Origin of the sequence: Lentzea aerocolonigenes (genome assembly GCF_000955955.1) — a bacterium.
In the GTDB taxonomy this organism is placed as follows: domain Bacteria; phylum Actinomycetota; class Actinomycetes; order Mycobacteriales; family Pseudonocardiaceae; genus Lentzea; species Lentzea aerocolonigenes_A.
This window is the reverse complement of record NZ_JYJG01000572.1, coordinates 1-8302: the sequence shown is the minus strand read 5'-3', so window position 1 is coordinate 8302 and position 8302 is coordinate 1. Positions and strand designations below refer to the sequence as shown.

At 68.4% G+C, this 8302-nt stretch carries 8 protein-coding genes; 4 read left to right on the top strand and 4 right to left on the bottom strand.

The features are described from left to right. Window positions 1-1066: serine hydroxymethyltransferase (glyA, locus tag UK23_RS47240; protein ID WP_045318411.1), on the top strand; the 1066-nt coding region annotated here is incomplete at its 5' end. A 1-nt stretch (window position 1067) separates the two neighbouring features. Here the strand turns inward: glyA and UK23_RS47235 are convergent. The 4 genes from UK23_RS47235 to UK23_RS47220 form a co-directional block, all read right to left on the bottom strand. Beyond that, complete coding sequence (locus UK23_RS47235; RefSeq protein ID WP_045318410.1) at window positions 1068-1727, bottom strand: SDR family oxidoreductase; 660 nt, start codon at window positions 1725-1727, stop codon at window positions 1068-1070. After that, window positions 1724-2344: a VC0807 family protein gene (locus UK23_RS47230; RefSeq protein ID WP_045318409.1), complete on the bottom strand. Its 621-nt coding sequence runs from the start codon at window positions 2342-2344 to the stop codon at window positions 1724-1726. Before UK23_RS47230 ends, UK23_RS47235 begins: the two co-directional genes overlap by 4 nt. After that, window positions 2329-2943: a TetR/AcrR family transcriptional regulator gene (locus UK23_RS47225; RefSeq protein WP_045318408.1), complete on the bottom strand. Its 615-nt coding sequence runs from the start codon at window positions 2941-2943 to the stop codon at window positions 2329-2331. The genes UK23_RS47230 and UK23_RS47225 overlap by 16 nt, the downstream gene beginning before the upstream one ends. A gap of 196 nt (window positions 2944-3139) precedes the next feature. Continuing rightward, window positions 3140-3823: a hypothetical protein gene (locus UK23_RS47220; protein ID WP_231115007.1), complete on the bottom strand. Its 684-nt coding sequence runs from the start codon at window positions 3821-3823 to the stop codon at window positions 3140-3142. Window positions 3824-3976: 153 nt separating this feature from the next. Here UK23_RS47220 and UK23_RS47215 point away from each other — a divergent pair, with 153 nt between their 5' ends. From UK23_RS47215 to UK23_RS47205, 3 genes are all read left to right on the top strand, one after another. Continuing rightward, window positions 3977-5203 carry an SAM-dependent methyltransferase gene (locus UK23_RS47215; protein ID WP_045318412.1) on the top strand — a complete coding sequence of 409 codons (1227 nt, stop codon included), beginning with the start codon at window positions 3977-3979 and terminating at the stop codon, window positions 5201-5203. After that, window positions 5200-5970 carry a DUF1295 domain-containing protein gene (locus tag UK23_RS47210; protein WP_045318407.1) on the top strand — a complete coding sequence of 257 codons (771 nt, stop codon included), beginning with the start codon at window positions 5200-5202 and terminating at the stop codon, window positions 5968-5970. Before UK23_RS47215 ends, UK23_RS47210 begins: the two co-directional genes overlap by 4 nt. A 207-nt stretch (window positions 5971-6177) precedes the next feature. After that, window positions 6178-8226, top strand: a complete 2049-nt coding sequence (locus UK23_RS47205) for a S9 family peptidase (RefSeq protein ID WP_045318406.1) — start codon at window positions 6178-6180, stop codon at window positions 8224-8226. The last annotated feature ends 76 nt before the right edge of the window (window positions 8227-8302 follow it).

The window sequence follows — 8302 nt, the reverse complement described above, 5'->3', positions numbered from 1 at the left end:
CGGCTGCGAGCACGTCGACGTCGTCGAGCGGCTCGCCATCGAGCGCATCAAGTCCTTGTTCGGCGCCGGTTTCGCCAACGTCCAGCCGCACTCGGGCGCCCAGGCCAACGCCGCCGCGATGTTCGCGCTGCTGCAGCCCGGCGACACGATCCTGGGCCTGGACCTCGCGCACGGCGGTCACCTGACCCACGGCATGCGCATCAACTTCTCCGGCAAGCTCTACAACGTCGTGCCGTACCACGTGGCCGACTCCGACGGCCGCGTCGACATGGCCGAGGTCGAGCGCCTGGCGCAGGAGCACCGCCCGAAGCTGATCGTCGCCGGCTGGTCCGCCTACCCGCGCCAGCTGGACTTCGCCGAGTTCCGCCGCATCGCGGACTCGGTCGAGGCCTACCTGATGGTCGACATGGCGCACTTCGCCGGCCTCGTCGCCGCCGGTCTGCACCCGTCGCCGGTGCCGCACGCGCACGTCACGACGACCACGACCCACAAGACCCTTGGCGGGCCTCGTGGTGGCGTGATCCTGTCGAACGAGGCGGACATCGCCAAGAAGATCAACTCGGCTGTCTTCCCCGGTCAGCAGGGCGGTCCGCTGGAGCACGTGATCGCGGCCAAGGCGGTGGCGTTCAAGCACGCCGCCTCGCCGGAGTTCGCCGACCGCCAGCGCCGCACGCTGGAAGGCTCGAAGATCCTGGCCGACCGCCTGTCGCAGCCGGACGTCGCGGCCGCGGGCGTGAAGGTCCTGACCGGCGGCACGGACGTCCACCTGGTCCTCGTCGACCTGGTGAACTCCGAGCTCGACGGCAAGCAGGCCGAGGACGTGCTGCACCAGATCGGCATCACGGTCAACCGCAACGCCGTCCCGAACGACCCGCGGCCGCCGATGGTCACGTCGGGCCTGCGCATCGGCACGCCCGCGCTGGCCACCCGCGGTTTCGGCGAGGTGGACTTCATCGAGGTCGCCGACGTGATCGCCGAGGCCCTGAAGCCCGGTGCCGCGATCGACGAGCTGCGCGCCCGTGTCGAGGTGCTGGCCGCGAAGCACCCGCTGTACAGCACGCTCTGATTCAGTCTCTGATTCTGGGCACCAGTTCGACCGGGCGACCGGCCTGCACCGACCACACCTGGCCGGTGCGCCGGTCGCCCAGCACCGTCTCGGCAGCGGCGGCGACCTCGTCCGGCGACGCCAGCGCCAGTCCCGCGGCCACCAGTTCCGACCGGTATGCCGCCAGCGCCCGCGTGTCGACCAGCCCTGGGCACAACGCGTTGATCCGATAGCCCGGTGCGGTCTGCGAGATCGACCGCACCAACCCGATCTGCGCGTGTTTCGCCGTCCCGTAGTACACGTCGGGCGAGCCGGTCAGCCCGGCGATGCTCGCCATCACGAGCGCCGAGCCGCTCAGCACCCCGGAGCACGCGGCCAGGCCGTAGACGACCGCGTCGAGGTTGACCCGCATGGCGTCGCGGTAGCCGGAAACGCTGAAGGAGCGCGGTCCGGCGGCACCGGCGTTGAACACCGCGACGTCGAGGTGCCCGAACCGTTCGACAGCGGCGGCCACGAGCCGTTCGTTGTCCTCGTACGAGCGCACATCGGTCCGCACGAACAGGCTGCCGCCCTCACCGTCCGGATCGATGTCGGCGACCACGACGTCGTCACCCCTGCCGACGAGCCGCCTGACCAGCGCTGCGCCGATGCCGTGTGCGCCACCGGTGACGAGCGCGATCATGCCTGGCTGACGTGCACGCCGTTGATGCGCAACCCGGCTCGGCGCATGATGGTCCGCGAGTAGACCCGTTGCACCACAACGAGAACCACGAGCAGGACGACCAGCAGCACGTCGTCGAGCACCGGCACCAGGTCGATCGGCAACGTCAGCGCCATGCCGACCCGGATCCCGGTGTCGGCCAGGAAGATCACGCCCCAGATCGCGGTGCAGCCGCGCAGCGCGTGCCGGATCGCCGGGTACTTCTCCCAGTTCTCCGTCCACACCCGCTTCTTGTCCTCTGGCAGCACGAGCATCGCCATCGAGTGCAGCAGCGGCCGCTTGAAGAACAGGCTCGCCAGCATCACGACGCCGAACGCCGCCGTGCCCCATGCCGCGCGCACGAGCAGCACGCGTGGTTCGCCGGTCACGAACGACATCGCGAAGCCGAGCACGACCGCGCCGAGCACGAAGGCGTTGAGGCCGCTGACCTTCCGTTCGGTGATCACGGACCAGAGAACTCGCAATGCCGGCACCACGCCGCTCAACACCAGCGCCCAGAGCTGGGACAGGCCGGCGGCCCGTGCACCGTAGTAGACGGCCGTGGGTACGACCAGGTCGATCGCTAGTTTCCGGAACATTCGTCCCCCAGACGAACTGCGAGGTCGATCGCGGTGATCACCTCGGTGGTGTAGGTGTCCAGGTCCACGTCGGACCCGTCGCGCACGCGTTGCGCGGCCGCGTCGACGGCAGCGCGGATCAGCACGGCCATCGAGCGGGTGTCGAACTCGCGGAACTCGCCCGCCGCCTGGCCTGACTCGAGCAACTCGGCCAGGCCGGTGACGCTGAAGTCCTGGCTGGTCGTGCTCGTGTAGCCCTCCCCGGACGACGTGCGCAGGTGCGGGCCGATCTCGGTGAGCGCGACGATCTCCTTCGGGTGATCGCGCAGGAACCGCAGGTTCGACGTCAGATACGCGCGCAGCTTGCCCTTCCAGGTGGCTTCTGCGGCCATCGCGGGTCCCATGACGTGCGCCGCGGCCGTGAAGACGTCGATCACCACCTGTCGCAGGAGGTCGTTCTTGTCCGCGAAGTGGTACGAGATCATCCGCGGGCTGCTCAGCCCCGCCCGTTCGGTGATCCGCGCGAACGTCGCCTGGTCGTAGCCCAGTTCCGCGATGGTCTCGATCGCCGCGCGCACGATCTGCGTCCGCCGCGCCGCCGTTCTGCCCGTGTGCTCCACATCGTCCCCCGAATTTATCTGGCTAGATAAAAACGCTACCAGACGAACGCAAGAGGGGCCCGCCTGAACCAGGCGGGCCCCTCTTGCGGAACGAGAGCGGAACGACGGGAACCCCGGCCCCTTCCCCAGGGCCGGGGTTTGTCCGTTCAGAGTGCTGTGTGTCTCAGATGGACCGTCCTAACGGGATGCTTTGGGGTTACGCGGCGGGAGCCGTCACGCCAGGGGGCAGGCATTCCACGTTGCGCTTGCCGTCGGGCTGCATCACGAACCAGGTGCCACCGACACCCTGGCCCTTCCACTTGCCCGGGCCCGGGTCCTGCGAGTAGGTGTAGGCCGGCCAGTTGCCGATCGCGACCTGCTTCTTGCCGTCCGCGCGGGTGATCAGCTTCACCAGGGCGGGGTCGATGCCCTCGAGCTGGGGAACCGTGTCCGACAGGAACGGCGGCCAGGTCACGGCGCACTGGTTGTTGCAGTTCGACTTCGTGTCCGGCTGCGGGGTGTCCTTGTCGAAGCGGTAGATGGTCCGGCCGTCACCGTCTTGGACGACCAGGCCCATCTTGTCGACCGTCTTGCCGACCAGCTTCAACGAGCTGACCGGAGCGGCGGCGGGTGGCTGCGCGGCGGGAGGCTGCGCGGCCGGGGCCGGCGTTTCCGGAGCTGCCTGCTGAGCAGGGGTTTCGGGCGCCTGCGCGGGCTGCTGGAGTACCGGGTCCTGACCCGCGTCGCCGTAGTCGCCGAGGATGCCCAGGTCGGTTTCGGTTTGTGCCACCGGCTTCGAGTTCGTGCCACTGCCCGTGGCACTCCAGACACCCAGACCCAGCACAACTGCCAGTCCCGCGGCGAGCCCGATGGCAATGCGGTTACGTCGGATCACACTCATGTCCTCCTTGTCCGTCGTTCGCTCTATCGAGGCCATACGGGCGTGGTTGCGTCTCGGTTCAGAAACGAACCGAACCTCTTCCCGTCTCGAACGTCTGGCGGAGCCAGGTCGTGCAGGAGGTGCAGGGTGGTCGTCGCTGGTCAGCTGGCAGGAATGGCCGAGCGGGTGCTGGGTTCGGCGTTGCCGATCGGAATTCGGGCGTGGGACGGGAGCGTGGCCGGGCCGCAGGACGGGACGGTGCTCGTGATCCGCAGCCGCGACGCGCTGCGGCGGCTCGTGTGGAGTCCGAACGAGCTCGGCCTCGCGCGTGCGTACGTGAGTGGCGAGCTCGACGTGGAGGGTGATCTCGCTGAGGGCCTCTCGCAGATCTGGGGGCTGGTGCGGCGTGGCGTCACGCGGCGGCCCCGTGTGGCGGAGGTCGTGAAACTTGCATTGCAGCTGAAAGTGTTGGGTCCCAACCCGTCGGCGCCTCGCGAGGAGGCGCGGTTGCGCGGGGCTCTGCACACCAAGGCGCGCGACCGCGACGCCATTTCGCACCATTACGATCTGAGCAACGCGTTCTACCAGCTCGTGCTCGATCCGAGCATGGCCTACTCGTGCGCGTACTTCACGTCCGCTGAGGACTCACTGGCCCAGGCGCAGCACCACAAGCTGGATCTGGTGTGCCGCAAGCTCGATCTGCGGCCAGGGATGAGGCTGTTGGACGTCGGGTGCGGCTGGGGATCGATGATCATCCACGCGGCTCGGGACTACGGCGTGCGCGCTGTCGGCGTCACGATCTCCGCACAGCAACGTGACCACATCCTCGGACGCGTTGCCGCGGAAGGCTTGCAGGACCAGGTCGAGGTGCGGCTGCAGGACTACCGCGAGGTGCTCGACGAACCGTTCGACGCGATCTCCACCATCGAGATGGGCGAGCACGTCGGTGAGAGCAACTACCCGACGTACGCCGCGACCTTGTACCGGTTGCTGAAGCCAGAGGGACGGTTGCTGTTGCAGCAGATGTCGCGCGGCCGCAACGCACCCGGCGGTGGTGCGTTCATCGAGTCGTACGTCGCGCCGGACATGCACATGCGACCTGTCAGTGCCACCACAGGGCATTTGGAGGCGGCCGGCCTGGAGATCCGGGACGTGCACGCCTTGCGGGAGCACTACGTGTGGACCGTGCGGGCGTGGGCGCAGACACTGGAAGATCGGTGGGACGAGGTCGTCGCGCTGGTCGGCGAGGGGCAGGCGCGCGTGTGGCGGTTGTACCTCGCGGGTGGCGCGTTGACGTTCGAGGAAGGGCGGATGGGCGTGGACCAGATCCTGGCCGTGCGCAGGAGCGAGCACGGGCGCAGCGGCATGCCGCGGGTGCGTCGTGAGCTGGTGGCGCGATGAGCTACCTGATCAGCTTCCTGGTCGTGTTCGTACTGCTCAGTGGCCTGTTCCTGTACGCGGACTCGCGTGGTCGGTACGACCTGATCGACTCCGCGTGGGGTCCGGGCTTCGCGGTGATCGCGGTGGTCACGCTGCTGTTCGCGGAGGGCGAACCAAGTCGGCAGTGGGTGGTTGCCGGGCTCACAGCGGTGTGGGGCGTACGCCTGGGAGTGCACATCTTCGTGCGCAACTCCGGCAAGGACGAAGACCCGCGATATCAGGACATCTTGAGGCGTGCCAAGGGAAATCCGCGCCTGCGGATGTACCGCGTCTACCTGATCCAGGCCGTGCTGATGTGGATCGTGTCGCTGCCGGTGCAGGCCGCGCAGCATCTTTCGGCCCCGTTCGGAGTGCTAGATTGGATGGGCACTGGCGTGTGGATGGTCGGCTTCGCCTTCGAGGCCGTAGGCGACTGGCAGCTCTCCCGGTTCCGGGCGGACCCGGCGAACAAGGGCGCCGTGATGGATCACGGACTTTGGCGCTACACAAGGCATCCGAACTACTTCGGTGACGCTGTCGTGTGGTGGGGCCTGTACCTGTTCGCGTTGCACTCGTGGCTGTCCGCGCTCACGATCGTCGGCCCGGTGATCATGACGCTGCTGCTCGCCAAGGGCACGGGCAAACCGTTGCTGGAGAAGGACATCGTGTCGCGCCGCCCCGGTTACGCCGAGTACGTCCGGCGTACGAGCGGGTTCGTCCCCTTGCCTCCGAAGAGCCGTGTGAGCTAGCGACGCGGTGTGGCAGGTGACGATGCCGCGCGTCCGCAACCCTTGTGGGGCTTGCCCTGGCGTTGGGACGTCCACGACCTCGCCGGGTTCGTCCTGAGGCCCGTGCGGCTAGCCTGCGCGTCCACAACCCCTGCCGGGTCTGTATCGCGCCAGGTGAGGCTGCTCGTAGCACCGGCCTTGCGAGGGCCCTCGGGTTAGTGTGGGCGGGTGGGCAACGACATCTCCTTCCCGCGCCAACAGGCGCGCACTCAGCGGTTCACCGTAGGCGCACCCAGGACCTTCGCGGTGTCGTCAGACGGGGCACGTGTCTTCTTCCTGCGTCCGGCCACGGCCACGAGCCGTGCGAACGGACTCTGGGAGCTGGACGCGGCCACCGGTGTCGAACGGCTGCTGGCCGACCCGGCCCAGCTGCTGACCGACCCGGAGGACCTGCCTGCCGAGGAGAAGGCCCGCCGCGAGCGCACACGGGAGTCCGGCGCGGGCATCGTCGGGTACGCCCTGTCGAAGGACGCGACGGTCGCGTCGTTCGCCCTGTCCGGCCGCCTGTTCGTGGCCGACCTGGTGAAGGGTTCCGTCCGCGAGCTGCCGACCGGTGGCGGCGTCATCGACCCGCGAGTCGACCCGACGGGCACGCGTGTGGCATATGTCACGCGCGGCACGCTCCGGGTCGTCGAGCTGGAGTCGGGCGACGACTTCGCCGTGGCAGTGCCGGACGGTGAGGACGTCACGTTCGGCCTGGCCGAGTTCATCGCGGCCGAGGAGATGTCGCGCTACCGCGGCTACTGGTGGGAGCCGGACGGCACCCGCCTCATCGCCGCGCGCGTGAACAACGCCCCGGTCCAGCGCTGGTACATCGCGGACCCGGCGAACCCGGCCACGGCCGCCACCGAGATCGCCTACCCGGCCGCCGGCACCGCCAACGCGAACGTGTCGCTGCACGTGGTGTCGCTGGACGGCACGTTCGTCCCGGTGCTGCTCGAGTTCGACTACCTCAACGACGTGCACTGGTCGTCCGGTGGGGCTCCGCTGATCACCACGCAGAGCCGTGACCAGCGGACTCGTCGGATCTACTCGCTGGCGCCCGACACCGGGTCGGTGTCCGAGCTCGCTGTCGAGACCGACCCGGTGTGGGTCGAGGTCACGGGCGGCGCTCCCGCTTGGACGCCGGATGGCCGGCTGGTGCGGATCGTCGGCTCCGGGGACGAGTACGCGCTTCAGGTCGGCGACGACGTCGTGACGTCCGGGATTCAGGTTCGTCGGGTGCTCGACATCTCCGACGAGTCGATTCTGGTCGCCGCTTCCGGAGACGACCCGACTCAGACCCACGTCTACTCGGTCGGCACCACGGTCGAGAAGCTGTCCACTGAGGACGGTGTGCACACCGCGATTCGGGGCGGTGACACCGTTGTGCTCGCATCGGCCACTTTGGACCGGTTCGGCGTGCGGGCCACCGTCGGCGAACACGAGATCGAGTCGTGGGCCGACACGCCGGTGCTCAAGGCCGCCCCGCGCCTGCTGACGCTGGGGGAGCGGGGGCTTCGGGCTGCCCTCCTGCTGCCGCGTGACCACCAGCCGGGTACCAAGCTCCCGGTCCTGATGGACCCGTATGGCGGTCCGCACGCTCAGCGGGTGGTGTCCTCGCAGAACGCGTTCCTGGCTTCGCAGTGGTTGGCGGATCAGGGTTTCGCGGTGATCGTCGCCGACGGGCGGGGGACGCCTGGGCGTGGGCTCGCCTGGGAACGCGCCATCGCCTACGACTTCGCCGGCGCCACCCTGGAAGACCAGGTCGATGCCCTCCAGGCTGCTGCGGCTGTTGAGCCTGATCTCGACCTCACGCGCGTTGCGATCCGCGGCTGGTCCTATGGCGGGTATCTGTCGGCGTTGGCCGTGCTGCGCCGGCCCGATGTGTTCCACGCCGGGATCGCCGGGGCGCCGGTCACCGACTGGCGGTTGTACGACACGCACTACACGGAGCGGTATCTCGGGCATCCTGACGAGAAGCCTGAGGTATACGACTCGAACTCTTTGATCGACGATGCGGACAAGCTGTCGCGGCCGTTGATGATCATTCACGGGCTTGCTGATGACAACGTGGTGGCTGCGCACACGCTGCGGCTGTCCAGTGCGTTGTTGGCGGCTGGGCGTCCGCACACTGTGTTGCCGTTGTCCGGGGTTACGCACATGACGCCTCAGGAGCAGGTTGCTGAGAACTTGTTGTTGTTGCAGGTGGAGTTTCTGAGGCAGGCGTTGAGCTGAGGGTTCTGGGGCGTCCTTCCTGTTCCGTGCGAACCGCAGCCGGGCGGGTGGGTCACCTTGTGGGCGGCGACCTTGC